This is a genomic window from Brevundimonas sp. S1H14 (assembly GCF_047716865.1).
In the GTDB taxonomy this organism is placed as follows: domain Bacteria; phylum Pseudomonadota; class Alphaproteobacteria; order Caulobacterales; family Caulobacteraceae; genus Brevundimonas; species Brevundimonas naejangsanensis.
This window is the reverse complement of the sequence record NZ_CP136679.1, coordinates 2018159-2044518: the sequence shown is the minus strand read 5'-3', so window position 1 is coordinate 2044518 and position 26360 is coordinate 2018159. Positions and strand designations below refer to the sequence as shown.

The window sequence follows — 26360 nt, the reverse complement described above, 5'->3', positions numbered from 1 at the left end:
CGTCCCCCTTGCCCGGTTAAACCTCGGGCCTGACTGAATTTGCCGAGAATCCTCCCATGCGCCTGTCGCGCTACTTCCTGCCGATCCTGAAAGAAGCCCCCTCCGACGCCCAGATCGTGTCGCATCAGCTGATGCTGCGCGCGGGCATGATCAAGCAGGAGGCCGCCGGCATCTACGCCTGGCTGCCGTTGGGCCTGCGGGTGCTGCGCAAGATCGAGAACATCGTGCGTGAGGAGCAGGTCAAGGCCGGAGCCGTCGAACTGCTGATGCCGACACTGCAGCTGGCCGACCTGTGGCGCGAGAGCGGCCGCTACGACGCCTATGGCCCGGAGATGCTGCGCATCACCGACCGCCACGAGCGCGAGCTGCTGTACGGGCCGACCAATGAGGAGATGGTCACCGACATCTTCCGCGGCTTCGTGAAGTCGTACAAATCCCTGCCGCTGAACCTCTTCCACATCCAGTGGAAGTTCCGCGACGAGCGCCGTCCGCGCTTCGGCGTCATGCGCGGCCGCGAGTTCCTGATGAAGGACGCCTATTCCTTCGATATCGACGAGGCCTCCGCGCGCGTCGCCTATAAGCGGATGTTCGCGGCCTATCTGAACACCTTCGCCCGCCTGGGACTGAAGGCGGTTCCGATGCGCGCCGACACCGGCCCCATCGGCGGCGACCTGAGCCACGAGTTCATCGTCCTGGCCGAGACCGGCGAGAGCGAGGTCTTCTGCGATCGCAAGCTGGTCGAGATGGCTCCGCCGGGCCACGATCTCAGCGTCGAGCAACTGGAAGGCGTGTTCAACGAGCGCACCGCTCTGTACGCCGCGACCGAGGAAATGCACGACGCGGCTCAGTTCGAGACCCAGACCGCCGAGGGCGACCGCCTGTCGGCGCGCGGCATCGAAGTCGGCCACATCTTCTATTTCGGCACCAAATATTCGGCGGCGATGAAGGCCAATGTCCAGGGGCCGGACGGCAAGGACGCGCCGGTCCACATGGGCAGCTACGGCGTCGGCGTCTCGCGCCTGCTGGGCGCCATCATCGAAGCCAGCCACGACGCTGGCGGCATCATCTGGCCGGACTCGGTCGCCCCGTTCGACGTGGTGGTGATCAATCTGCGCCCCAGCGATGAGGCCGTCTCGGCCGCGTGCGAAGAGGCCGTGGCCAGGCTGGAAGCGGCGGGCAAGGACGTGCTCTACGACGACACGGACGAGCGTCCGGGCGGCAAGTTCGCCACCGCCGATCTGATCGGCGTGCCGTGGCAGCTGACCATCGGACCCAAAGGCCTGGCCGAGGGCGTTGTCGAACTGAAGCGTCGCGCCACCGGCGAGAAGCAGAGCCTGTCGCTGGACGCCGCCCTGGAGCTGCTCAGGAAATGACCGACGCCGCGACGGCTGCCGCTCCGCCGCCCGCATCGAAAGGGTCCGGCCCGTTTTCCAGCTGGGAGATCGGGCTGGCGCTCCGCTATCTGCGCGCCAAGCGGAAACAGGGCGGGGTGGCGCTGATCGCCATGATCAGCTTCATCGGCATCATGCTGGCCGTCGCCGTGCTGATCAGCGTCATGAGCATCATGGCGGGCTTTCGCGGCACCCTGATGGACCGTATCCTGTCGTTCAACGGTCATATGTATGTACAGGGGCCTGTGCTCTATGCGCCTGATCGCGACGCGGCGCTGAAGCGGATCGGCGACGTACCGGGCGTCGTATCCGTGACGCCTCTGACCGAAAGCGCCGCCATGTTCCGCGCGGGCAATCTGGCGACCGGCGGCATGGTGCGCGGCGTAAGGCCTCAGGACCTGTCCTCGATGAAGTTCGTCTTTGAAAGCCTGAGCCCCGAGGCGCGCGAGCAGTTCGGCAAGGGCGAATACGGCGGCGATCACATCCTGATCGGCAAGACGCTGGCCGAAGAAGCGGGGCTGCGCGAAGGCGATCCTATCTCGCTCTATAGTCCCACCGGCGCTGACAGCGCCTTCGGCAATCTGGGCGGGCTGGAGAAGACCTATATCGTAGGCGGCGTCTATACGTCGGGCGCAGCGGATTACGACCGGGCCTTCATCTTCATGCCACTGGAGCAGGCTCAGCTCTTCTTCGGCAAGGATGGCGTCTGGGACATCATCGAGATGAAGGTGGCCGAGCCGGACAAGGTCGAGAGCCTGCTGACGCCGGTTCAGCGCGCCGCCGGGCCGGGCAATGCGGTCACCGACTGGCGCAACCGCCAGGCCGCGATCTGGGGCGCGCTTCAGGTCGAACGCACGGCCATGAGCATCATCCTGGGGATGGTGGTCGCCATCGCCGCGATGAACATCATCAGCGGCATCGTCATGCTGGTGAAGAACAAGACGCGCGACATCGCCATCCTGCGGACCGTGGGCGCCAGCCAGTCGTCCATCCTGCGCATATTCTTCATTTCGGGCGCAGCCATCGGCATCGGCGGCACGATCGCGGGTCTGGTGCTGGGCCTGCTGTTCTGCTGGAACATCGGCGCGATCCAGCATTTCCTGGAGGGACTGCTGGGCGTCCAGCTGTTCAACGCCGAGGTCTATATGCTCGATTCCGTCCCGGCCAAGGTCGATCTGTGGGACGTGGTCGGGGTGACCGTCTTCTCCTTTTTCATGAGCTGCCTGGCCAGCCTGCCGCCGTCGTGGACCGCGTCGCGCATCGATCCGGTGGAGGCCCTGCGCTTTGAATAGGCTGCTGAAGAAGAAGCCGACTGTGGCGACGGAAACCAACGGCGCCATCCTGTCGCTGCGCGGGGTGACGCGTACCTATCCGACGGCTCAGGGCGGGTTGACGGTGCTCAAGGGCGTCGACCTGGAGGTCATGCCGGGCGAGGTCGTCGGCCTGATCGGACCATCCGGCTCGGGCAAGTCCAGCCTGCTGCACGCGGCGGGCCTGCTGGAGCGGCCGACCAGCGGCCAGGTGCTGATTGACGGCGAAGATGTGGGCGGGCTGGACGAGAGGGCGCGTACCCGTCTGCGGCTGCATCGAATTGGTTTCGTCTATCAATTCCACCATCTGCTGCCGGAATTTGATGCTCTGGACAATGTCGCCCTGCCCATGCGGATTGCGGGCGTGCGGGAAGGGGAGGCGCGTCGCCGCGCGACCGAGCAACTGACCGCGCTCGGCCTCGGCCAGCGTATCACGCACCAGCCGGCGCAACTGTCGGGCGGCGAACAGCAGCGCGTCGCCATCGCCCGCGCCCTGGCCAACAGCCCGCGCCTGCTGCTGGCGGACGAGCCGACCGGCAATCTGGACCCCGTCACCAGCCAGGCTGTGTTCGAGGCGCTGCGTGAACTGGCCAAGACCACAGGCGTCGCCGCCCTGATCGCCACGCACAACATGGAACTGGCCGGCCACATGGACCGCGTCTTCGCCCTCAAGGACGGCCATCTGGAACAGCGCGCCGCCGAAAGTCAGACCTATTAGGAGATGACAAGCCTGTTCGTGGGCTTGAGCGCGCTCCGATAGGGCTGCATCACCCATCGCATGGCGGCCGCGCCGAGCAGCGGCGGGATATCGCCATAGGCGGGGGCGTCAGGACGAAGAGCCTGCTGCAGGGCCAGAATCTCTTCGGACATCAGAACCGGTTGCGACAGGGCCAGCACGCGCTGAACGCGGAAACGAATGGTCTCTCGCCAGGCTTCGTGCGTCACGGCCTGACAGGGACTGACGGTCAGCAGGCGGAGGAAATCATCCAGCGCCGCCGGGCCGCCTTCCATTGCGTAGATGATGACGTCATTGACCGTGACCATGACGCCGGCGAGATTCAGGCTGCGGGCTTGGTCGCGGCGCATATCGGTCAGCGCGGGCCAGCGTGCGCTGTCAATGAAGCCGCAGGCCGGGCGGGCTAGAAAAACAGCGCTTTGCAGCACGTCGAACCTTCCCGTCTCGTAGCGTGACCGAGACATCGATCGGCGATGAGAAGAAGCGGATCAACTGCGTGGGAATACGAGGTTTTCACGTGGGAAAGCTTGCGTATTTTCAAATGTATGATGCTTGATAGCGCCGTCGGTAATCGAAATGATCAGATCACGAACAAAGCAGGGCGTCCCATCACCGAAGTCGCCATCATCGACGACGATCGAGCGCTGCTGGAACTGACGCTTCTGGCGGTGCGTGAGGCGGGCTTTTCCGTTGTCGGTTTTCACGAACCGCTCGACGCCCTGATGTGGGCCTCCGACGCGGAGCCGACCTGCATTATCGCCGACCTGAAGATGCCGGGGGTCGAGGGGCTGGATCTGGTGGCGGCCTTCTGCGCGCTGAACCGGCACGCGGTCATTATCGTCAGCGCCTTTGTGGACGTGCGAACGACCGTCGACGCCATGCGCTTGGGCGTTGACGACGTCCTGCCCAAGCCTGCGACGATTGATGAGTTGGTGCGCGCCCTGCGACGGGGCATGACCGCGCTGGCTGCGACGGCGCCGCGTGAAGAACTGACATTCACACGTCGCGAACGACAGGTCGCCGAAATGCTGGTCGAGGGCCTGACGACCAAGCAGATCGCCCAGAACTTGGAGCTCAGCCCGCGCACGGTGGAATTTTTCCGCGCCAGCCTGCTGCGCAAGACCCAGTCCCCCAACTCGGCCGCCCTGGCGTCGGCGCTGACCCGTCTCGGCTTCCTCGCGAATTGAGGTTGACGAGAACAAAGGGGAAACTTAGAACAAATAAGCAACATTTGATCTGGGGATAAAATCAATGGCGCGTTGGGTGAGGGATCTGCTGTCGCTTGCGTCTTGCGGCGGCTTCGTCTGGATGGTCTGGCAGGCGGCCTTCCTGGTGACATGACCGCGCCCAGTTAAGGGGCGACTCCCTGCATGATGATGAAGCGTCGTTTGAACGACGCTGCGATGCGGAGTTTTCTTTTGTCGGATGCGGTGAACAGTCAGGGTTTCGTCCACCTGCGGGTCCGCAGCGCCTATTCCCTGCTGGAAGGGGCGATCAAGGCCGGCAAGATCGGCAAGATGGCGGCTGACGCGGGAATGCCGGCGGTCGGCATGGCCGACCGCGCCAACCTGTTCGGCGCGCTTGAGTTCAGCCAGACGGCCAGAGATGCGGCCGTTCAGCCCATCGTCGCCTGCGCCCTGCCCGTGCTCGACATTGGTGGGCAGGTCGCCCAGCGCTGGGCCAAGACTCCCACGGTCGTTCTGATCGCTCAGAACGAGCAGGGCTGGCTCAACCTGTGCGCCCTGTCTTCGGCCGCCTACCTTGACGCGGGCGAGATGGCCGAGCCGGGGGTGCCCTGGGGACAGGTTGTGGATAAGTCCGAGGGGCTGATCCTGCTGTCTGGCGGGCCTGATGGTCCCGTTGATCCTTTGTTCGTGCAGAAGAAACCGGCGGAAGCCGCCGTCGCCCTGGCCGAGATGAAGCGGGTCTTCGGCGATCGCTTCTATGTCGAGCTTCAGCGCCACGGCCTGTCCAGCGAGACGGTGGCCGAGGGAGGGCTGGTCGAATGGGCCTACGCCCACGATGTCCCGCTGGTTGCGACCAATGACGTCTATTACGCCAAGGCGGCGCAGGCGAAGTCGCACGACGCCTTGCTCTGCATCTCCGATGGCGCCTTTACGGGCCAGGAAGATCGCCGCCGGGTTACAGGCGAGCACTGGTTCAAGTCGGCCGAGGCGATGCGAGAGCTGTTCTCCGACCTGCCCGAGGCCTGTGATAGCACCGTTCAGATCGCCCGCCGCTGCGCCTTCCTGGTCAAGACGCACAAGCCCATCCTGCCGCGCTTTGATACGGGCGCGGGCCGTTCCGAGGCCGACGAACTGGCGCACCAGGCGCGCGAGGGGCTGAGGGCGCGGCTGGAGAAGAACAAGGCCTATGCGCCCGAGGAGGACTACTGGAACCGTCTCGAGTGGGAGGTCGGGATCATCCAGCAGATGGGCTTCCCCGGCTACTTCCTGATCGTGTCGGACTTCATCAAATGGGCCAAGCTGCATGACATCCCGGTGGGGCCGGGACGGGGGTCGGGCGCGGGCTCACTGGTGGCCTGGTCGCTGACCATCACTGATCTGGATCCCTTGCGGTTCGGCCTGCTGTTCGAGCGCTTCCTGAACCCCGAACGCGTATCGATGCCCGACTTCGATATCGATTTCTGTCAGGAGCGGCGCGAAGAGGTCATCGACTACGTTCAGGACCATTACGGCAAGGATCGGGTGGCCCAGATCATCACTTTCGGCACCTTGCAGGCGCGGGCCGTGCTGCGCGATGTGGGCCGCGTGCTGCAGATGCCGCTGGGCCAGGTGGACCGTCTGGCCAAGATGGTGCCGGCCAACCCCGCCAACCCGGTGACACTGGCCCAGGCCATTGATCTGGAGCCGCGCCTGCGCGAGGCGCGCGATGCCGAGGCCTCGGTCAAGGCGCTGCTGGAGACGGCGCTGGAGCTTGAGGGGCTGTACCGCAACGCCTCGACCCACGCAGCGGGCATCGTCATCGGCGACCGGCCGCTGACGGAACTGGTGCCGCTGTATCAGGACCCGCGCTCCACCATCCCGGCCAGCCAGTTCAACATGAAGTGGGTCGAGCCTGCGGGTCTGGTGAAGTTCGACTTCCTGGGCCTGAAGACCCTGACGGTTCTGGACCGGGCCAAGGGCTATCTGGAGCGGCGCGGCGCAGCTCAGGACTGGGGCCTGCTGCCGCTGGACGATCCCAAGACCTATGAACTGATGGCCTCAGGCCAGACGGTCGGGGTGTTCCAGCTGGAATCCCAAGGCATGCGCGACACCTTGCGCAAGATGCGCTGCGGCTCGATCGAGGAGATCACCGCCCTGATCTCCCTCTACCGGCCGGGGCCGATGGAGATGATCGACACCTATATCGACCGGAAGTTCGGCCGGGCCGAGGTCGACTATCTGCACCCCAGCCTGAAGGAGGTGCTGACCGAGACCTACGGCGTCATCATCTATCAGGAACAGGTGATGAAGATCGCCCAGATCCTGGCTGGCTACAGCCTGGGCGAGGCCGACCTGCTGCGTCGGGCGATGGGCAAGAAGAAGAAGGAGGAGATGGACTTCCAGCGCCTCCGCTTCGTCAAGGGCGCGTCCGAGAAGGGGGTGCCGGAGAGCCAGTCCGGCTCCATCTTCGACCTGGTGGCCAAGTTCGCAGGCTATGGCTTCAACAAGTCGCACGCGGCCGCTTATGCGCTGATCTCGTTCCAGACGGGCTGGTTGAAGGCCAATCATCCGGTCGAGTTCTTCGCTGCCTCCATGAGCCTGGACCTGTCGAACACGGACAAGCTGGCGGTCTTTTATCAGGACTGCCGACGGTTCGAAGTGCCGGTGCTGGCGCCCGACATCAACCGCTCCTCGGCCGACTTTGATGTGGCATGGAAAGACGGGCAGGGCAGCGTGCTTTATGCGCTCGGCGCCATCCGCAACGTGGGTCTGGAGGCGATGCGCCACGTCGTCGAGGTGCGCGAGACGGGCGGGCCGTTCGCCGATATTTTCGACTTCCTGGAGCGGGTCGATCCCAAGGCCGTCAACAAGCGTGCGCTGGAAGGACTGGCGCGGGCGGGCGCCTTCGACAGCATTCATCCTAACCGCCGTCAGTTGTTCGAACAGGCTGACGTCCTGATCGCCTATTGCCAGAGCGTGGCGGCTGAACGCGCCTCGGCTCAGGTGAGCCTGTTCGGCGCTGATCAGGCAGGGGCCGCGCGTCCGCGCCTGAAGAGCGTCGAGCAATGGGCCGGGCCGGACAAGCTGGACCAGGAACTCTACGCTGTCGGCTTCTACCTGTCCGGCCACCCGCTGGAAGAACTGACGCCCGCCTTGAAGCGCAAGCGGGTGACCTTCGTGGCCGAGGCGCAGGGGCTGGCTGAGGCAGGGCATGAAGCCTTCCAGATGGCCGGGGTGGTGCGTCGTCGTCAGGAGCGAGCCAGCGCCCGCACCGGCGAGAAGTTCGCCTTCGTCACCTTCTCGGACCCGACGGGAGAGTTTGAGTGCCTGTTTCCGCCCGAACAGCTTCGGCGTTGCCGCGAGGTTCTGGAGGTCGGGACCTCGGTTCTGGTCAGGGTGCGGGCCAAGGCGGCGGACGGGGAGGTGCGCTTCTTCGGCGACGACGCCAGCCGCATGGACGTGTTGCTGGACGACGCCCAGATCGGATTGCGGGTCATCCTGTCGGCGCAGTCGGCCGACGCCGAGGCGCTGAAAGCGCGGCTGGACCGGGCGCGGGCACAGGGCAAGGGCGGGGAGGTCTGGCTGCAGGCGACGCTGGGCGGCCGCACTGAAGTGGAGATCAAACTGCCCGGACGATACCGGCTGGACGCGGCGCTGCGCGGCGCGTTGAAGTCGGCGCCGGGGGTGGTGATGCTGGAGGATGCATGATGAGCGAGACGAGCGTAAAGACCCATGCTGGGTCTTGCCACTGCGGCGCGGTGGCGTTTGAGGTCGATGTCGGTCTGGACGGACTGGTCGAATGCAACTGCTCCCATTGCTACCGCAAGGGGTTCGTTCTGGCCTTTGCGCCGCGTTCGGCCTTTCGACTGACGAAGGGGGAGGGGGAGACGACCTCCTATTTCTTCAATCAGCACAAGATCGACCATCGCTTCTGCAAGACCTGCGGAGTGCAGCCGTTCGGTTACGGCGTAGCGCTGGACGGAAGCGAGGTGGCTGCGATCAACATCCGCACCCTGACCGATATCGAGCCGTGGACCTGGACGGCGCAGCGCGTGGACGGTCGCAGCTTCTGATCCGGCCGGAGCGTCGGCTCGCGGGATGACATCGGGCTCGCGCGCCTGTTGCGGCCATGTTGTTCGGCCGCTTGTGTTTTTCAGGCCTTTCGCCTATATGCGCGGCGCACTTCGCACGTGGGCGTGGCGCGGTCCGGGGAGACATCCCGGCCTGCACCGTTCCGAGGGATCAGCCGATCCTTTTAACCGCCCACGCTAGGTTTGATCGGAAAAAGGAAAACACGATCATGGCTCTGCCTGAATTCTCGATGCGTACCCTGCTGGAAGCCGGCGCTCACTTCGGTCACCAGACGCACCGCTGGAACCCGAAGATGGACCGCTACATCTTCGGCTCGCGCTCGAACATCCACATCATCGACCTGTCGCAGACGATGCCGCTGCTGCACCAGGCTCTGGTCGCCGTCCGCGATGTGGCCGCCAAGGGCGGTCGCGTGCTGTTCGTCGGCACCAAGCGTCAGGCCGCCGATCCGGTCGCGCAGGCCGCCACGCGCTGCGCCCAGTACTATATGAACAATCGCTGGCTGGGCGGCACCCTGACCAACTGGCGCACCGTCTCGAACTCGATCCAGCGCCTGCGCGAACTGGAAACCATCCTTCAAACCGGCGAAGGCCGGAACAAGAAGGAACTGCTGACCCTGCAGCGCGAGAAGGACCGTCTGGAACTGTCGCTGGGCGGCATCAAGGACATGGGTTCGGTGCCGGACATCATGTTCGTGATCGACACCAACAAGGAATCGATCGCGATCCAGGAAGCCCGCAAGCTGAACATCCCGATCATCGCCATCTTGGACACCAACTCGGACCCGGACGGCATCACCTATCCGGTGCCGGGCAACGATGACGCCGCCCGCGCCATCCAGACCTACTGCGACCTGATCGCCGACGCCGTCCTGGACGGCCTGGCCGCCGGCGCCGTCGCCCAAGGCATCGACCTGGGCGCTTCGGAAGCTCCGGTTGAGCCCATGCTGCGCGAAGCTCCGGCCCCCGTGGCCGCCGACCCGGCTCCGGCCGGCACGGAAGGCGTGGCTGAAGAACTGGTCGCGGCCGATGCTGCTGCCGTCGAAACCCCTGCGGTTGAGACTGCCGAGGTCGTCGAGGCTGAGAAGGTCGAGGGCTGAGATCGACGTCCGGGGCCTAGAGCGCCGGAGTGACGTCAACTTGACATGCGGCCGGGCTATCCAGTCCGGCCGCCCATTTTGAATTTCAGGAGAAAGACATGGCCGAGATCACTGCCGCCCTCGTGAAGGAGCTTCGCGAGCGTTCGGGCGTCGGCATGATGGACTGCAAGAAGGCGCTGGTTGAGAACAACGGCGACATCGAAGCGGCCATCGACTGGCTGCGCGCCAAGGGCCTGTCCAAGGCCGCCAAGAAGGCCGACCGCGTCGCCGCCGAAGGCCTGGTGGCCGTCGCCGTGCGCGAAGACGGCAAGGGCGAAGTCGCCTCGGCCATCGAGTTCAACGCCGAAACCGACTTCGTGGCCCGTAACGACCTGTTCCAGTCGGCCGCCAAGGAATTCGCTCAACTGGGCCTGCACCACGACGGCGTCGAAGCCATCCACGGCGCGACGCTGGAAAACGGCAAGACCGTCGAGGCCGAAGTCACCAACCTGATCGCCACCATCGGCGAGAACATGCAGCTGCGTCGCGCGGCTCGTCTGTCGGTTGGCGAAGGCGCGATCGCGACCTACGTGCACAACGCCGTTTCGCCGGGCGTCGGCCGCATCGGCGTGCTGGTCGCCCTGGAAGGCGCCGGCGACAAGGAAGCCCTGCGCGAAGTGGGCCGCAAGATCGCCATGCACGTGGCCGCCACGGCTCCGCTGGCGCTGGACACCTCGGACCTGGACCCGGCTGCGATCGAGAAGGAGCGCACTGTCCTGATCGAGAAGGCCAAGGAAGAAGGCCGCCCGGAAAACATGATCGAGAAGATCGTGTCGGGCCAGATCGCCAAGTTCCAGAAGGACGTGGTGCTGACCAAGCAGCCGTTCGTCATGGACCCGGACGTGACCATTGAACAACTGGTCGCCAACACCGGCAAAGAACTGGGCTCTGAGCTGAAGCTGGCCGGTTTCGTCCGCATGGCCCTGGGCGAAGGCGTCGAGAAATCCGACGCTCCGGACTTCGCGTCGGAAGTCGCCTCGATGACCGGCGGCAACTAAGAAGACCTCTCCCTCCCCGCGAAGGGGAGGGAGAATTATGCGTTTGGGCGCGTTCGGCTTTGAAGGCTGACGCGCCCTTCGTCTATGATGAGCCGCCGATTCACTTCGCGCGGATGCTAACCCCTGTATCCACGGACCCCTGATCATGCCCGACGCCCCCTCTGAGTTTCGTTACAAGCGCGTCCTGCTGAAGGTCTCGGGCGAGGTCCTGATGGGCGATCAGCCCTATGGCATCGACATGAAGACGGTGGATGTGGTCGCCGCCGCCGTCGCCGCTGTGGCGCGTCAGGGCGTCGAAATCTGTCTGGTCATCGGCGGGGGCAATATCTTCCGTGGCCTGTCCAAGGCGGCCGAGGGCATGGACCGCGCCAACGCCGACTACATGGGCATGCTGGCCACCATCATGAACGCCCTGGCCATGCAGGGCGCGCTGGAGAAGATCGGCGTAGATACGCGGGTTCAGAGCGCCATTCCGATGGCCGCGATCGCCGAGCCCTACATCCGTCGCCGCGCGCTGCGTCACCTTGAAAAGGGCCGGGTGGTGATCTTCGCCGCCGGCGTGGGCGCGCCCTTCTTCACCACGGACTCCGGCGCCGCGCTGCGGGCGGCCGAGATGGGCTGCGACGCCCTGCTAAAGGGCACCAGCGTTGATGGCGTCTACACGGCCGATCCGAAGAAGGACCCGACGGCCACCCGCTATGAAACGCTGACCTATCAGGATGTCCTGGCCAAGGACCTGCGGGTCATGGACGCCTCGGCCATCGCCCTGATGCGCGACAGCGGCATTCCGATCGTGGTCTTCTCGATTCGCGAGGAAGGTTCGCTGCACAAGACCTTGACGGGGCAGGGGACCTATACCGTCATCACCAACAAGCCCGCCTGAGCGGCTTCGCTATTCAACGACAGGACCAAGGACATTCGTCATGGCCAAACCCGATCTCAAAACCTTTCGTGACCGGATGGAAAAGTCGGTCTCCTCGCTGAAGGATGACTATGCGGGCCTGCGCACGGGCCGCGCCAACGCGGGCCTGCTGGAGCCGGTCGTCGTCGAAGCCTATGGCGCGACCTCGCCGCTGACCGCCGTCGCCGCCATCAGCGTGCCGGAACCGCGCATGATCTCGGTCAGCGTCTGGGACAAGGGCATGGTGGTCTCGGTCGAGAAGGCGATCCGCTCCGCGGGCCTGGGCCTGAACCCGATCGTCGACGGCCAGAACCTGCGTATTCCGATCCCGCCGCTGACCGAAGAGCGCCGTAAGGACCTCGCCAAGCTGGCCGCCAAATACGCCGAGGACAAGAAGATCGCTGTGCGCAACGTGCGCCGCGACGCCAACGACGAGCTGAAGAAGGCTGAAAAGGCCGGCGATATCAGCCAGGATGAACAGAAGAAGATGGAAGCTGAGGTCCAGAAGGACACTGACGCCGCCATCAAGCGCATCGACGAGACCTTGAAGGCCAAGGAAGTCGAGATCATGCAGGTCTGACGCCCGCGTCAGGTCTGTCCAAGGAAGGTCTCATATGTCGGCCGAGCCCGTCGCCACGGCGCCTGCAAAGGGGCCTCGTCACGTCGCCCTGATCATGGACGGCAACGGCCGCTGGGCGCAGCGACGGGGCCTTCCGCGCGCCGTAGGTCACCGCGAGGGGGTCCAGGCGCTGCGCCGGACCATCAAGGCCGCGCCTGAATTGGGCGTGCAGTGCCTGACGGTGTTCGGCTTCTCGACCGAGAACTGGAGCCGTCCGGCCGACGAGGTGTCCGACCTCATGGGGCTGGTGCGCGCCTTCGTCGGCAGTGATCTGAAGCGGCTGGAGGCTGCGGGCGTGCGGGTCAAGGTGCTGGGGCGCCGCAAGGGCCTGCCTGAGGACATCGCCGGCATCGTCGCGCGGGCCGAGGCGCAGACGGCCCACAACGACAAATTCCTGCTGCAGGTGGCCTTCAACTATGGCGGCCGCGCGGATTTGGCCGATGCGGCCCAGCGGCTGGTCGATCGCGCCCGCGCGGGCGAGGACATCGTCGTCGACGAAGAGGCGCTGGGCGCTGGACTGTCGACGGCCGGGGCGCCGCCGGTCGATCTGATCGTGCGGACCTCGGGCGAGCAGCGTCTGTCCAACTTCCTGTTGTGGGAGGCGGCCTACGCCGAGATGGTTTTCCAGGACATCCTGTGGCCGGACTACGGCGCTGAAGCCCTGGCCGAGGCCATCGCCCAGTTCGCCTGTCGCCAGCGTCGCTATGGCGGGCGCGAGGTCATGGATACGGCTTATGGCGAGGCGGCGGTCTGATATGGCGTTGAAGCCTCGCGACATCGCCCTGCGCGCCGCCTCTGCGGTCGTACTGGCGCCGGCGGCGGTTCTGGCGACCTGGGCCGGCGGCGACTGGTTCTGCGCCCTGGTGGTGGCGGGCGCGGTGCTGCTGGCGTTTGAATGGGCGCGGATGTGCGCGCCCAGCCTATGGCGACCGATCGGTATCGGCGTGGCCCTGGCCCTGGTCGTGGCGGTGATCGCCGCCCACGTCGGCCAGATTTCGCTGGCCCTGGTGCTTATGGTGTTCGGAGCGCTGGCGGCGGGTCTGTTCGCCCGAACGCGCGGCGAGTCGGCGCTCGATACGGCCTATGGCGTGCTGTATCTCGGCTGGCCCTGCGTCCTGCTGATCTGGCTGCGCGACCTGCATGAGGTGCAGGGGCTGTACTGGACGGTGCTGGTCTTCGCCGTGGCATGGTCGGCGGACATTCTGGCCTATCTGGTCGGCAGCTTCGTCGGCGGCCCCAAGCTGTGGCCGCGCTTTTCGCCGAACAAGACATGGTCCGGCTTCATCGGCGGGCTGACCGCCGGGATGATCGCCGGCGCCGCGATGGCGGGCTGGCTGGACATGGGGATGCTGACCGCCGTCTGGGGCGGGGTGCTGGGCCTGGCCGCCGCCCTGGCCACCATGGGCGGCGATCTGTGGGAGTCGGCGCTGAAGCGGCGTTTCGGGGTCAAGGACGCGGGCAATCTGATTCCGGGCCACGGCGGCCTGCTTGACCGCGTCGACGGCCTGATGTTCGCCGTGGTCGTGGTCGCCGCCGGGCGCCTGATCGTCCTCATGCTGGAGCGGGCGGCGTGATCGCGCGGCGCGTGACGGTTCTGGGCTCGACGGGGTCGGTCGGCTCGTCGACGCTGGACCTGATGGAGCAGGCGCAAGGCGCGGGCTCTGCGCAGTTCGAGGTCGAAGCTCTGACCGGCGGCGCCAATATCGCCCGGCTGGTCGAGCAGGCGCGCCGCTGGCGCCCGCGCATCGCTGTGACAGCCGATCCCGCGCGGCTGAATGAACTGCGCGAAGCTCTGACGGGAACAGGGATCGAAACGGCGGCCGGTCCTGACGCCATTGTCGAGGCGGCCACGCGGCCAGCCGACTGGATCATGGCCTCCATCGTCGGGGCGGCGGGCCTACGGTCGGCCTGGGCGGCGGCGGGGACGGGCGCGACCCTCGCCCTGGCCAATAAGGAGAGCCTGGTCTGTTGTGGTCCGACGTTAATCGAGCGGGTCCGGCGCAGCGGCGGCCAGTTGATCCCGGTTGATTCCGAGCATTCCGCCATCTTTCAGGTCTTCCCCTTTGAGGCGCCCGAACGCGTGTCCAAGCTGGTGCTGACCGCGTCCGGCGGGCCATTCCGCACCTTGCCGCGCGCCGCCATGACGCGGATTACGCCCGAACAGGCGGTCGCCCATCCGAACTGGAGCATGGGCGCCAAGATCTCAGTCGACAGCGCCACCATGGCCAACAAGGGGCTGGAACTGATCGAGGCCGCCTATCTGTTCGACATGCCCGGCGAGCGGGTTGATGTGGTGGTGCACCCGGAATCGATAATCCACAGCCTTGTGGAATATGTGGACGGTTCGACCCTGGCCCAGATGGGGCCGCCGGACATGAGGACGCCGATCGCCTGCGCCCTGTCCTGGCCGGATCGGCTGGCCTGGCCTGCGCCCAAGCTGGACCTGGCGTCGCTGGGGCGGCTGACGTTCGAGGCTCCCGACGAGGCGCGCTTTCCGGCCCTGAGGCTGGCGCGCGAAGCCTTGGCCGCAGGCGGCGCATCGCCGATCGTCTTCAATGCAGCCAACGAAGTGGCGGCTCTGGCGTTTCTTGACCGAAGGCTGGGCTTTCTCAATATTGCCGCAGTCGTCGCCGACACCCTTGAGAAGGCGACCAGCGCGGGCGTGTCTTGCGGTTCGGACGATGCCTGCGACGCGGCTCTGGCCGTCGATGCGCAGGCGCGGCGGATTGCGGGCGACGTCATCGCCTCGCTGAACATGGCGGCCTGAGGGCGCAGGAGAGATGAGCGGCATGATAGGCGTGATCAGCCAGATTCTGACCTATGTCGTGCCGTTTCTGCTCGTCCTGACGCTGGTTGTGACGGTGCACGAACTGGGGCATTTCCTGACCGCGCGCGCCTTTGGCGTGAAGATGGATCGCTTCGCCATCGGCTTTGGCCGCGCCATCTTCAAACGCACTGACAAACACGGCGTCGAATGGCGCGTGGGCTGGCTGCCGCTGGGCGGCTACGTCAAGTTCTCCGGCGACCTGGACGCGACGGGCGTGCCTGATCGCGCCGGTCTTGAGGCCATGCGCCAGGCGTTGACGGCCAAGCACGGGCCGGGCGCCGAGCGCGACTATCTGTATTTCAAGCCATTGTGGCAGCGTGCCCTGGTCGTGGCGGGCGGCCCGTTCGCCAACTTCGTCCTGGCCATCTTCATCTTCACCCTGCTGTTCAGCCTGGTCGGCGTCGAGCTTCGCCCGGCGCGGGTGATGCAGGTGCAGGCGGGATCGCCCGCCGCCGCCGCCGGCTTCCAGCAAGGCGACCTGATCACTCACGTCAACGGCAAGCTGATTGCCGATGGCGGCGAGGTGACGCGCATTGTGGCCCTGAGCAGCGGAGATCCGGTGCGCTTCACCGTCGAGCGCGGCGATCAGCCGGTGCAACTGACCGCTACGCCTGAGCGCCGGGTAGAGACTGATCGCATCGCGGGTCGCGTCACCGTCGGCCGCATCGGTCTGGCCCTGGGTTCGACCCGCGACGAGATTCGTCATGTCCGTTACGGCCCGATCGCAGCTGTGGGGCAGGGCGTGCGCGAGACGGGCGCCATCCTGAATACGACCCTGACCTATATCGGCCGCATCTTCACGGGCCGCGAGTCGGGCGATCAGTTCAGTGGGCCGCTGGGCATCGCCAAGGCTTCGGGCGCCCTGACCAACGCCGCCGTGGCGGCCAATCCCGAGCCCTGGGCCATTGTTCGCAATCTGTTGCTGACGCTGACGAGCTTCGCGGCCATACTTTCGGTCGGAATCGGCTTTTTAAATCTGATGCCCATTCCCGTTCTGGATGGGGGGCACCTGCTGTTCTACGCTTATGAAGCCGTGGCGCGCCGTCCGATGGCGGCCAGGGTGCAGGAAGCGGGGTACCGGGTCGGTCTTGCTTTGCTGGCGAGTTTGATGTTGTTCGCGACCTGGAACGATCTGCAGAAGCTCAATCTCTTCAAATTCCTCGGCGGGCTCGTCTCGTGAGCCGACGCCAGCCCCCGATGGTACCCGCATGAATCAAAACGACAGTCGCCTCATGACCCAGACCCGTGGCCGCATTCTCGGGGTCAGCGCCCTGGCCCTGACCTTCGCCGCCGGCCTCGCGAGCCCTGCGCTGGCCCAACAGACGCCCAACGTCGTGGTTCAGGAAGCGCCGCCCCAGGCCGATCGCGCCGTGGTGAACCGCATCGTTGTGCGTGGCAACGAGCGGATCGACCAGACGACGGTCCTGTCCTATCTGCCGATTCAGCCGGGCGACACCATCGACGCCGTGACCATCGACGTGGCGGTGCGGACCTTGTCGCGCACAGGCCTGTTCGCCGACGTTCAACTGGGCCTGCAGGCGAACGGCGATCTGATCGTCGAGATCGCCGAGAACCCGATCATCAACCAGGTGACGTTTGAGGGTAACAAGGCGCTGGCTGAGAAGAAGCTGCGCGACGAGGTCACGATCCGCCCGCGCGGCATCTACACCCGCGCCCGGGTTCAGGAAGACGTCGGCAAGATCGTCGAACTTTACCGCCTGTCGGGCCGCATCTCGGCGACGGTGACGCCCAAGCTCGTCCAACTGGATCAGAACCGCGTCGACGTGGTGTTCGAGATCGACGAGGGCCCCGAGACGGGCATCGCCGCCATCACCTTCCTGGGCAATCGAGCATTTTCGGACAGCGACCTGGCCGGGGTCATGGTGACGAAGACCTCCAAATGGTGGCGGCTGTTCAGCTCCAACGACAACTACGATCCGAACCGGCTGGATTACGACCGGGAACAGCTGCGCAAATTCTATACGAACCGCGGCTATTACGACTTCCGCATCCTGTCGTCGGTGGCTGAACTGAAGCCGGACAACAGCGCCTTCGGCGTCACCGTCACGGTGGACGAGGGCGACCGCTACAACTTCGGCGAGATCAAGGTCGTCACCGAGAATGACCGGCTGAACGGCGACTTCCTGCAGTTGCTGCTGCCGATCCGCAAGGGCGATCTGTATGAAAGCGATCGCATTCAGGCGGCGGTCGACACCCTGACCTTCGCCGCCGGTTCGGCCGGCTACGCCTTCGTCGAGATCAACCCGACCTATCGCGCGGATCCTGAAACCGATACCGTCAACGTCACCTTCAACGTGCGTGAAGGCCAGCGCGTCTACATCGACCGCATCAATGTGGTCGGCAACACCCGCACGCTGGACACCGTCATCCGTCGCGAACTGATGGTGGGCGAGGGCGACGCCTTCAACCGCTCGCTGGTCGAGCGTTCGCGCAACAACCTGCGCGCCCTGGGCTTCTTCAAGGACGTCAAGATCGAAGAGACGCGCGGCAGCGCACCGGACCGCTCGGTCGTCAACGTGACCGTCGAAGAACAGCCCACCGGCGAGCTGTCGGTCGGGGCGGGCTTCAGCTCGGTCGACTCCTTTGTGCTGAACCTGGGCATCACCGAGCGCAACTTCCGCGGTCGCGGCCAGAACGTCGTGGCCCGCGCCGAGTGGGGTTCGTTGCGCCAGCAGATCGACTTCCGCTTCACCGAGCCCAAGTTCCTGGGACGCGACGTGCGGGCGGGCTTCGACCTGTTCCACACCCGCTACGACCTCAGCAAATATTCGTCCTATGACTATCGCTCGACGGGCGGCGGGGTGCGTGTGACCTATCCGCTGAACGGCTACGCCAGCTTCAGCGCCCGCTACTTCCTGAAGAGCGATGAAGTCGTCATCCCGTACGGCTATTGCGGGGGCGTCGGCGCCGGCTCGTCGGCCTTGTGCGATCAGGCAGGGTCGTTCCTGAACTCCTCGGCGGGCTATACCCTGCTGGTCAACCGCCTGAACGATCCGGTGCGCCCGACGCGCGGCTGGACGGCCTCCCTGCGTCAGGACTTTGCCGGCATCGGCGGCGACGTGAACTACATCAGGACCGAGGCGGACGCCTCCTGGTACTATGGCATCCGTCCGAACTGGGTGGTCAGTTTCCAGGGCCAGACGGGTTATGTCAGCGGCTGGAGCGGTGATCCGATTCGGATCAACGACCGCTTCTTCAAGGGCGGCAACACCTTCCGCGGCTTTGAGACAGCGGGCATGGGCTCGCGCGATCTGACCACGACGGACGCCTTGGGCGGCAACTTCTACGCCATCGGTACGGTCGAACTGACCGTGCCGAACATGCTGCCCGATGAATACGGCATCAAGACCTCGCTGTTCGCGGACGTCGGCACGATCGGCAAGCTGGATGACCGTTATCTGGTCGACCCGTCGACGGGGCTTCGCAACCCCAACATCGTCGACGACCTGGCCTTGCGCGCGGCGGCGGGCATCAGCATCCACTGGCGTTCGCCGATGGGGCCGATCCGTTTCGACCTGTCCAAGGTTCTGGCCCGCGAAGACTACGACAAGACCGAGACGTTCCGCTTCTCGACCTCCACCCAATTCTAACTGCGGCCCGACCGCCGTCACTAAGGCTTAGATTATGAAACTCATCGCTATCGGCGCCTTCGCCCTCGCTTCGCTGACCGCCTCGGCCGCCCTGGCCCAGTCGCAGGGCCCGGCCAACCCCGGCCCGGTCATTCCCGGCGTCTGCGTCTATTTCAACCAGCGCGTTCTGGCCCAGTCGACTGTCGGCCAGGCCGTTCAGACCCGCATGGAACAGCTGGCGCAGGAAGTTCAGGGCGAGATCCAGCCCTACGCCACCACCATCCAGACCGAGGCTCAGGCCTTGCAACAGGGTCAGGCGACCATCCCGGCTGACCAGATGAACCAGCGCCGCCAGCAACTGCAGCAACGCATCCAGGAAGCCCAACAACTGGAAGCCACGCGCGAGAATGAACTGCGCTACACCCTGGCTGAACAGCGCCGCAAGATCTCGGAAGCCATCGAGCCCCTGCTGGTCGCCGTCTATCAGGAGAAGGGCTGCGGCATCATGATCGACCGCGAAAGCGTCTTCATCCTGAACCCGGCCATGGACGTCACCGACACCGTGATCCAGCGTCTGAACGCCCAGCTGCCGACGCTGAGCTTCAACCGCATGCCGGTTCCGGCCCAGCCGCAGTCGTAAGACGGGCCATGCCCGATCCGAGGTTCTTTCAGACCCTGTCGCCCCTGACGGTCGCCGCCCTCGCCGAGCACATCGGCGGGGAGGTCGTCCGGGGCGGCGAGGTCGTCATCTCGGCCGTTGCGCCTCTGTCCAGTGCGGACCGGGGCGCGATTGCGTTTCTGGGCGACCGCAAGTTCGCCGCCGCCTTGGCGCAGACCAAGGCGGGTTGCGTGATCGTGCCGCCGTCGGCCGTGGATGCGGCGCCCGCTGACGCCGCTGTCATCGTGTCGGGCGAGGCTCAGGCCGCCTGGGCGCGGGCGTCGGCCCTGTTACACCGGCCGATCCGTCTGGACCGCGCCATTACGGTCGCCGAGGCCGCTGAGGACGACACCGTGGTGGTCGAGCCGGGCGCGATCCTGGGCGAAGGCGTCCGCATCGGGCGCGGCAGCCGCATCGGCGCCAACACCGTGATCGGACCGGGCGTCCAGATTGGCCGCGACTGCCTGATCAGCGCTGGCGTCACTGTCGGCTTCGCCCTGCTGGGCGACCGGGTGAAGCTGCTGGCCGGCGCGCGCATCGGAGAGGCGGGCTTCGGCGCCGCCGGGTCCAAGGCCGGGCCGGTGGACATTCCTCAGCTCGGGCGCGTCATCCTGCAGGACGGGGTGACGGTCGGGGCCAACTCCTGCATCGACCGAGGCGCCTATGACGACACCGTCATCGGCGAGAACACCAAGATCGATAATCTGGTCATGATCGGCCACAACTGCGTCATCGGCCGCAATAACCTGATGGCGGCGCACACCGGCATCTCGGGTTCGGTCACCAGCGGCGACAACTGCATCTTCGGCGGCCGGGCGGGCGTGGGCGACCACATCACCATCGGCGAAGGCGCGCGCGTCGCGGCTGGCGGCGGCGTCCTGGCCGACATTCCGCCGGGCGAAATCTGGTCCGGCTATCCCGCCAAGCCTTTGCGCCAGTTCTTGCGCGAGACGGTCTGGCTGTCCAAACAGGCGTCCCAGAAGAAGGGCGCGAAGGAATCGAAAGAATGAGCGAAGACAACAAGATCGATTACGCCGAGGTGATGCGTCGCCTGCCGCACCGCTATCCCTTCCTGTTGGTCGACAAGGCGCAGGACTTCGTGGCGGCGACCTCCATCGTCGGCATCAAGAACGTCACCCACAACGAGCCCTTCTTCCCCGGCCACTTCCCGATCGACCCGGTCATGCCGGGTGTGCTGATCGTCGAGGCCATGGCCCAGACGGGCGCGCTGCTGATGTCCAAGTCGCTGGATGTCGCGGTGGCCGACAAGGTCATCATGTTCATGTCGATCGACGGCGTGCGCTTCCGCAAGCCCGCGCGGCCGGGCGACCAACTGCGCATGGAGGTCAAGGTCATCAAGGCGCGCGGCGACGCCTACAAGTTCCGCGGCGAGACTTTCATCGACGGCAAGCTGGCCGCCGAGGCCGAGTTCATGGCCATGGTCGTGACCGTGGCGGAGCCCGCCCAGTGACCATCCACCCGACCGCTGTGGTGGACGCCTCGGCGACCCTGGCGGACGGGGTCGAGATCGGCCCGTTCTGCACCGTGGGGCCGGGCGTGGCGCTGGCTTCCGGCGTGCGTCTGGTCAGCCATGTGGTGATCCAGCAGGACACGAACGTCGGCGCGAACACGACGATCCACCCCTTCGCCGTCATCGGCGGCGATCCGCAGCACGGCGGCTATAAGGGCGAGCCGGTGCGGCTGGAGATCGGCGAGAACAACCTGATCCGCGAGCACTGCACCTTCAACCGGGGCACGCCGCAGGGATCGGGCGTCACCCGCGTCGGCTCGAACAACCTGTTCATGACCGGCGCCCACGTCGGCCACGACTGCGTGGTCGGCGACAATGTCACAATGGCCAACAACGCCACCTTGGGCGGTCACGTCCATGTCGGCGACAAGGTGTTCCTCGGCGGCCTGTGCGCCGTGCACCAGAACGGCCGGGTGGGGCAGGGCGCCATCGTCGGCGGTCTGGCCGCCGTGACGCGCGACGTGATCCCTTACGCCTCGGTCTGGGGCAATCACGCCAGCCTGCACGGCCTCAACCTGATCGGGCTGAAGCGCAAAGGCTACGGCAAGGACGCGGTGCGCCGTTTGCTGGCTGCCTATCGCGACCTGTTCGAGGGCGAAGGCGTCTTCGCCGAGCGCCTGGATCGGGTCGAGCAATTCTATGCCGACCTGCCCGAGATCATGGAGATCACGTCCTTCATCCGTGACGGCGGCAAGCGCCCGCTGTGTCTGCCGGGCGCGGAATGACGACCGCGCCCAAGCTGGCCCTGATCGCGGGTTCGGGCGATCTGCCCATCCGCGTCGCCCAGCGCTGTGAGGCCGAGGGGCGAGAGGTTTTCATCATCCGCCTGAAAGGCTTCGCCGACGCCCACCTGCACCGTTGGCCGGGGCAGGACTTCGGCATGGCCGAGATCGGCAAGATCGTGAAGGCCATGCGGGCCGAGGGCTGCCGCGCGGTCTGTCTGGCGGGCTACGTCAACCGGCCGGATTTCAAGACGTTGAAGCCTGATCTGAAGGGCGCGTCCCTGCTGCCCGGCATTATTGCGGCGGCGTCCAAGGGCGATGACGCCCTGCTGCGCAAGATCCTGTCGGTGTTCGAGGATGAAGGCTTCGCCGTTGAGGGGGCAGACGACATTCTGGGCGGAGAGATGCTGGCGGCGGGTGCGCTGGGCCGCGTGGCGCCGACGGCGGAGCAACTGGCGGACCTTAAGAAGGCGCTGCACGTCGCTGAAAAATCAGGTGAACTGGATATTGGTCAGGGCGCGGTCGTCTGCGACGGACTGGTGCTGGCGGTCGAGGCTCAGGAAGGCACGGACGAGATGCTGCGGCGTGTCGCCAGCCTGCCCGCCGATCTGCGCGGCTCGCCCGGCTTTGCGCGCGGCGCTCTGGGCAAGGCGCCCAAGCCGATACAGGATCTGCGCGTCGACATGCCCGTTATCGGACCGACGACGGTCGAACTGGCCGCCGCTGCGGGTCTGGCCGGGATCGGCGGGTTCGAGGGGCGGCTGATCGTCATCGACCATGAAGGTCTGGTCGAGGCGGCCGATCGTCTGGGCCTGTTCGTATGGGGAGAGCCGCGATGAGCCGTCCGCTGAAGGTCATGCTGGTGGCGGCCGAGGCCTCGGGCGATGCGCTGGGCGCCGGGCTGGCGCGGGCGCTGAAGGCGCGGTTGGGCAAGGACGTGGTCTTCGTCGGCGTGGGCGGTCCCAAGATGGCGGCTGAGGGCGTCGAGAGCCCCTTCGACATCGCCGAACTGTCGATCCTGGGCTGGATCGAGGGGCTGAAGGCCTACGGCCGGGTCAAGAAGCGCGTGGCCGAGACGGCGGCGCTGGCGGCGGCGGAGAAGGCGGACGCCGTGGTGCTGATCGACAGCTGGGGCTTCACCATCCGCGTGGCTCAGGCGATCCGCGCCGCCTCGCCGAAGACGCCGCTGATCAAATACGTCGGGCCGCAGGTCTGGGCCTCGCGGCCGGGCCGGGCTAAGACGCTGGCGGGGGCGGTGGATCACCTGCTGGCCCTCTATGCGCTGGACGCGCCGTGGTTCGAGAAGGCGGGTCTGCCGACGACAGTCGTCGGCTCACAGGCGCTGCACGTCGACATGGCGGGGGCCGACGGCGCCCGTTTCCGCGCGGCGCGGGGCATTGCGGCGGATGCGCCGCTGCTGCTGGTCCTGCCGGGCAGCCGTCCCAGCGAGATCGCGCGCATGACGCCCGTCTATGAACAGGCGGTCAAACAGCTGAAGGCGCAGATTCCGGGGCTGGAGGTGGCCGTCGTCGCGGCGGGCACGGTGGCCGCTGACGTGGCGGGCCGGGTCGCGGCCTGGCCGTTCCGCGCCCATGCCGTGCAGGAAGCCGACAAGTACGACGCCATGAAGGCCGCGAACGCCGCTCTGGCCACCAGCGGCACGGTCTCGACCGAACTGGCGCTGGCGGGCGCGCCGATGGTCATCGCCTATAAGATCGACGGGCTGAGCTACGTCCTGATAAAGCGGCTGGTGACGGCCAAGCACATCACCCTGTTCAACATCGCCGCCGACGAGGCCATCGCGCCGGAGTTCATCCAGCATGAGGCGACGCCGCAGGCGCTTGCCAAGGCGGTGGGGCGGCTACTGACCGATCCCGAGGCGGCGGCCGATCAGGCGCGCCGTCAGACCGAGGCGCTGGACCTGATGGGGCGCGGCGGGCCGGATCCGTCGGAACTGGCGGCGGACGCCGTGCTGCGGGTGATCGCGGCGAAGGCGGCTTGATCACCTCACACCCCGCTCATCCCGGCGGACGCCGGGACCCAGTAAGAACCTAGTGCGCAGTTCCTGGCCGATTGTGCGGGCGTCACCGTGGCTAGGCCTGTGACTGTGGCCAAAGCACTGGGTCCCGGCGTCCGCCGGGATGAGCGGTTTTTTGAGGACTTAGGCCAGCAAGGCTCGAGTCGCGGCTTCCACGTTCGCCTGACGCATCAGGCTTTCGCCGACCAGCAGGGCGCGGGCGCCGGCCTTGGCGACACGCGCCACGTCGTCGGGCGTGAACAGGCCGCTTTCAGCCACCAGAAGCGCGTCCTCCGGGCTCAACGCCGCCAGTTGCTCGGTCGTCGCCAGATCGACCTCGAAGGTCCGCAGCGAGCGGTTGTTGATTCCGATCAGGGCGTCGTCGCGGCCTTGAACCAGCCTGGCGGCGCGCGCCATTTCTTCGGCGTCGTGGGTCTCGATGAGGGCGTCCATGCCCCAGCGGGTCGCCTCGCCCAGAAGCTCGGCAGCCAGGGCGTCGTCGACCATGTCCATGATGATCAGGATGCAGTCGGCGCCCAGCGCCCGGCTCTCGGCCACCTGCCACGCATCGACCAAAAAGTCCTTGCGCAGGCAGGGTAGGGCGACCGCCGTGCGCGCCGCGCCCAGATAGGCGTCGTCGCCCTGAAAGCTGGGCCCGTCGGTCAGGACGGACAGGCAGGAGGCGCCGCCGCGCTCATAGGCCTGCGCCAGAACAGGCGGGTCGAAGTCGGCGCGGATCAGGCCCTTGGACGGGCTGGCCTTCTTGATCTCGGCGATCAGGGCCGGGCGGCCGGTTTCGGCGAAACGGCTGGCCAGGGCGGCGTGGAAGCCGCGCGGGGCCGAGGCCTCTTTCGCGCGCGCCTCGATGGCGTCATGCGAAACGGCGGCCTTGCGGGCGGCGACATCCTCGCGCTTGTAGGCGGCGATGCGGTCCAGAACGTCGCTCATCAGGCGTCCTCGTCTTCGATCGGCGCGTGGGAGACGCGCACCAGTTCAGCCAGGGCGGCGGCGGCGCGGCCGTCGTCGATGACGGCGGCGGCCAGTTCGGCGCCCGATTTCAGGTCCTCGGCCCGCCCGGCCACTACAAGGGCGGCTGCGGCGTTCAGCAGGACGATGTCGCGATAGGGACCGCGCTCGCCCGCCAGCAGGGTGGTCAGGGCCGCCGCATTATGCTCGGCGTCGCCGCCGCGCAGGTCGTCCAGCGTGGCCAGCGGCAGGCCGGCGTCGGCGGGCGTGACGGTGAAGCGGCGGACGACGCCATCCTTCCACTCGGCCACCTCAGTCGGCCCTGTGGTGGTCAGTTCGTCCAGGCCCTGACCGTTGACGGTCCAGGCGCGCCGGGCGCCCAGTCGGCCCAGAACCTCGGCCAGCGGCCCCAGCAGGGCAGGGTCGTAGACGCCCATGACCTGATGCGTCGCGCCTGCCGGATTGCACAACGGCCCCAGCAGGTTGAACACGGTGCGGAAGCCGATCTCGCCGCGCACCGGCCCGACGTGACGCATGGCCCCGTGATAGGTCGGCGCGAACAGGAAGGCGATGCCCGCCTGATCCAGCGCCCGCGCCTGCTGGGCGGGCGTGGCGTCCAGATTGACGCCCAGCGCGGCCAGAACGTCGGACGAGCCGGACTTGGAGCTGATGGCGCGGTTGCCGTGCTTGGCGACCTTCAGGCCTGCGCCCGCCAGAACGAAAGAGGCCGCCGTCGAGATATTATAGGTGTGCTGGCCGTCGCCGCCGGTGCCGCAGGTGTCGATCACCTGATCGAACGGGTGCTCCAGCGAGCGCGCGGCGTCGCGCATGGCGCTGGCGAAGGCGACGATCTCGTCCACCGTCTCGCCGCGGATGCGCAGGGCGGTGACGGCGGCGGCGACCTGTGACGGGGTCGGCTCGCCGCGCAGGCAGGCGGCGAAGAAGCGCTTGGCCTCGTCCGGGGTCAGCACCTGTCCGTCGACCAGCTTGGCCAGCAGGGGCTTGATGCTGTCCATCAGATGTTCGCCAATCGCTTGACGCCCGCCAGATCGAGGAAGTTGGCGATCATCGCGTGGCCGTGTTCGGTGGCTATGGATTCCGGGTGAAACTGGACGCCGTGAATCGGACGCGTGCGGTGCGACAGGCCCATGATCTCGCCGTCCTCGGTCCAGGCGGTGACCTCCAGCGTGTCGGGCAGGGTCTCGCGGCGCACGGCCAGCGAGTGATAGCGCGTCGCTGTGAAGGGCGAGGGCAGGCCGCCGAAGACGCCGCGCCCTTCGTGCAGGATAGGCGAGGTCTTGCCGTGCATCAGGGTCTTGGCGCGCACCACCTCGCCGCCGAAGGCTTGGCCGATCGACTGGTGGCCCAGGCAGACGCCCAGGATGGGCATGGTCTCGGCCGCCGTTTCGATCAGCGACAGGCAGATGCCCGCCTGATCCGGCGCGCAGGGACCGGGCGACAACAGGACGGCCTCGGGCTGAAGGGCCCAGGCCTCTTCGACGGTCAGGTCGTCATTGCGGACAACATGCGTCTGCGCGCCCAACTCCGCGAGGTAGTGGACGAGGTTGTAGGTGAAGCTGTCGTAGTTATCGACGACGAGGATCATGGCGAAGGCTTCTTGAAGACGGGGAGGCAGGGCGGCCCAAGCATGGAAGGCAAACGGGCCGATTGAAAGCGGACGTTAAGCTGTCCGGGCGA

At 66.4% G+C, this 26360-nt stretch carries 25 protein-coding genes; 21 read left to right on the top strand and 4 right to left on the bottom strand.

Annotated features, from left to right (window positions below; translation table 11 throughout):
• Nucleotides 1-56 precede the first annotated feature (56 nt).
• Genes proS through RSD66_RS09940 form a run of 3 tightly spaced genes read left to right on the top strand, consistent with a single transcriptional unit; the run spans nt 57 to nt 3419 of the window.
• Nucleotides 57-1373 carry a proline--tRNA ligase gene (gene proS / locus RSD66_RS09950; RefSeq protein WP_415287559.1) on the top strand — a complete coding sequence of 439 codons (1317 nt, stop codon included), beginning with the start codon at nt 57-59 and terminating at the stop codon, nt 1371-1373.
• Nucleotides 1370-2683, top strand: a complete 1314-nt coding sequence (locus tag RSD66_RS09945; RefSeq protein WP_415287558.1) for a lipoprotein-releasing ABC transporter permease subunit — start codon at nt 1370-1372, stop codon at nt 2681-2683. The genes proS and RSD66_RS09945 overlap by 4 nt, the downstream gene beginning before the upstream one ends.
• 22 nt (nt 2684-2705) lie before the next feature.
• Nucleotides 2706-3419, top strand: coding sequence for an ABC transporter ATP-binding protein (locus RSD66_RS09940; RefSeq protein ID WP_346523186.1), 714 nt, complete (start codon nt 2706-2708; stop codon nt 3417-3419).
• Here the strand turns inward: RSD66_RS09940 and RSD66_RS09935 are convergent.
• Nucleotides 3416-3865, bottom strand: a complete 450-nt coding sequence (locus RSD66_RS09935) for a hypothetical protein (protein WP_415287557.1) — start codon at nt 3863-3865, stop codon at nt 3416-3418. The genes RSD66_RS09940 and RSD66_RS09935 overlap by 4 nt on opposite strands.
• Before the next feature lie 45 nt (nt 3866-3910).
• Here RSD66_RS09935 and RSD66_RS09930 point away from each other — a divergent pair, with 45 nt between their 5' ends.
• From RSD66_RS09930 to lpxB, 18 genes are all read left to right on the top strand, one after another.
• Nucleotides 3911-4624, top strand: a complete 714-nt coding sequence (locus RSD66_RS09930) for a response regulator transcription factor (protein ID WP_415287556.1) — start codon at nt 3911-3913, stop codon at nt 4622-4624.
• 231 nt (nt 4625-4855) lie between these two features.
• The gene (dnaE, locus tag RSD66_RS09925; RefSeq protein ID WP_415289589.1) at nt 4856-8311 is read left to right on the top strand and encodes a DNA polymerase III subunit alpha; all 3456 of its coding nucleotides are present in this window, start codon (nt 4856-4858) and stop codon (nt 8309-8311) included.
• The gene (locus tag RSD66_RS09920; protein ID WP_415287555.1) at nt 8308-8676 is read left to right on the top strand and encodes a GFA family protein; all 369 of its coding nucleotides are present in this window, start codon (nt 8308-8310) and stop codon (nt 8674-8676) included. Before dnaE ends, RSD66_RS09920 begins: the two co-directional genes overlap by 4 nt.
• Nucleotides 8677-8903: 227 nt before the next feature.
• Nucleotides 8904-9794 (top strand): 30S ribosomal protein S2, encoded by an 891-nt coding sequence (rpsB, locus tag RSD66_RS09915; protein WP_415287554.1) that lies wholly within the window; start codon nt 8904-8906, stop codon nt 9792-9794.
• Nucleotides 9795-9892: 98 nt separating this feature from the next.
• Nucleotides 9893-10831: a translation elongation factor Ts gene (gene tsf, locus RSD66_RS09910; RefSeq protein ID WP_024352571.1), complete on the top strand. Its 939-nt coding sequence runs from the start codon at nt 9893-9895 to the stop codon at nt 10829-10831.
• A 145-nt stretch (nt 10832-10976) separates the two neighbouring features.
• Entirely contained in the window at nt 10977-11714 is a 738-nt protein-coding gene (gene pyrH, locus RSD66_RS09905; RefSeq protein WP_024352572.1) for a UMP kinase, read from the top strand.
• A gap of 40 nt (nt 11715-11754) precedes the next feature.
• On the top strand, nt 11755-12312 hold the full coding sequence (gene frr / locus RSD66_RS09900; protein ID WP_024352573.1) for a ribosome recycling factor: 558 nt from the start codon (nt 11755-11757) through the stop codon (nt 12310-12312).
• A gap of 34 nt (nt 12313-12346) precedes the next feature.
• The gene (gene uppS, locus RSD66_RS09895) at nt 12347-13105 is read left to right on the top strand and encodes a polyprenyl diphosphate synthase (RefSeq protein WP_024352574.1); all 759 of its coding nucleotides are present in this window, start codon (nt 12347-12349) and stop codon (nt 13103-13105) included.
• 1 nt (nt 13106) lies between these two features.
• Nucleotides 13107-13925: a phosphatidate cytidylyltransferase gene (locus RSD66_RS09890; RefSeq protein WP_415287553.1), complete on the top strand. Its 819-nt coding sequence runs from the start codon at nt 13107-13109 to the stop codon at nt 13923-13925.
• A complete protein-coding gene (gene dxr / locus RSD66_RS09885) occupies nt 13922-15118 on the top strand; it encodes a 1-deoxy-D-xylulose-5-phosphate reductoisomerase (protein WP_415287551.1) in 1197 nt (398 codons plus the stop codon). Before RSD66_RS09890 ends, dxr begins: the two co-directional genes overlap by 4 nt.
• A 13-nt stretch (nt 15119-15131) precedes the next feature.
• Nucleotides 15132-16358: a M50 family metallopeptidase gene (locus RSD66_RS09880; protein WP_415287550.1), complete on the top strand. Its 1227-nt coding sequence runs from the start codon at nt 15132-15134 to the stop codon at nt 16356-16358.
• Between the two features lie 52 nt (nt 16359-16410).
• On the top strand, nt 16411-18789 hold the full coding sequence (bamA, locus tag RSD66_RS09875; protein WP_233551823.1) for an outer membrane protein assembly factor BamA: 2379 nt from the start codon (nt 16411-16413) through the stop codon (nt 18787-18789).
• 34 nt (nt 18790-18823) lie between these two features.
• On the top strand, nt 18824-19408 hold the full coding sequence (locus RSD66_RS09870) for an OmpH family outer membrane protein (protein WP_024352579.1): 585 nt from the start codon (nt 18824-18826) through the stop codon (nt 19406-19408).
• 8 nt (nt 19409-19416) lie between these two features.
• The gene (gene lpxD, locus RSD66_RS09865) at nt 19417-20436 is read left to right on the top strand and encodes a UDP-3-O-(3-hydroxymyristoyl)glucosamine N-acyltransferase (RefSeq protein ID WP_303683062.1); all 1020 of its coding nucleotides are present in this window, start codon (nt 19417-19419) and stop codon (nt 20434-20436) included.
• Nucleotides 20433-20897 (top strand): 3-hydroxyacyl-ACP dehydratase FabZ, encoded by a 465-nt coding sequence (gene fabZ / locus RSD66_RS09860; protein ID WP_024352581.1) that lies wholly within the window; start codon nt 20433-20435, stop codon nt 20895-20897. Before lpxD ends, fabZ begins: the two co-directional genes overlap by 4 nt.
• A complete protein-coding gene (gene lpxA / locus RSD66_RS09855) occupies nt 20894-21682 on the top strand; it encodes an acyl-ACP--UDP-N-acetylglucosamine O-acyltransferase (RefSeq protein WP_415287547.1) in 789 nt (262 codons plus the stop codon). Before fabZ ends, lpxA begins: the two co-directional genes overlap by 4 nt.
• Nucleotides 21679-22518, top strand: coding sequence for a UDP-2,3-diacylglucosamine diphosphatase (gene lpxI, locus RSD66_RS09850; protein ID WP_415287546.1), 840 nt, complete (start codon nt 21679-21681; stop codon nt 22516-22518). The genes lpxA and lpxI overlap by 4 nt, the downstream gene beginning before the upstream one ends.
• Entirely contained in the window at nt 22515-23681 is a 1167-nt protein-coding gene (gene lpxB, locus RSD66_RS09845; protein ID WP_415287545.1) for a lipid-A-disaccharide synthase, read from the top strand. Before lpxI ends, lpxB begins: the two co-directional genes overlap by 4 nt.
• A 159-nt stretch (nt 23682-23840) precedes the next feature.
• On the opposite strand, the gene trpC is transcribed toward lpxB, so the two are convergent.
• From trpC to RSD66_RS09830, 3 genes are read right to left on the bottom strand one after another with little or no spacing between them, the layout of a single operon-like run.
• Nucleotides 23841-24644 carry an indole-3-glycerol phosphate synthase TrpC gene (trpC, locus tag RSD66_RS09840; protein WP_415287544.1) on the bottom strand — a complete coding sequence of 268 codons (804 nt, stop codon included), beginning with the start codon at nt 24642-24644 and terminating at the stop codon, nt 23841-23843.
• Complete coding sequence (gene trpD / locus RSD66_RS09835; RefSeq protein WP_415289588.1) at nt 24644-25681, bottom strand: anthranilate phosphoribosyltransferase; 1038 nt, start codon at nt 25679-25681, stop codon at nt 24644-24646. The genes trpC and trpD overlap by 1 nt, the downstream gene beginning before the upstream one ends.
• Nucleotides 25678-26268 (bottom strand): anthranilate synthase component II, encoded by a 591-nt coding sequence (locus RSD66_RS09830; RefSeq protein ID WP_415287543.1) that lies wholly within the window; start codon nt 26266-26268, stop codon nt 25678-25680. Before RSD66_RS09830 ends, trpD begins: the two co-directional genes overlap by 4 nt.
• Between the last annotated feature and the right edge of the window lie 92 nt (nt 26269-26360).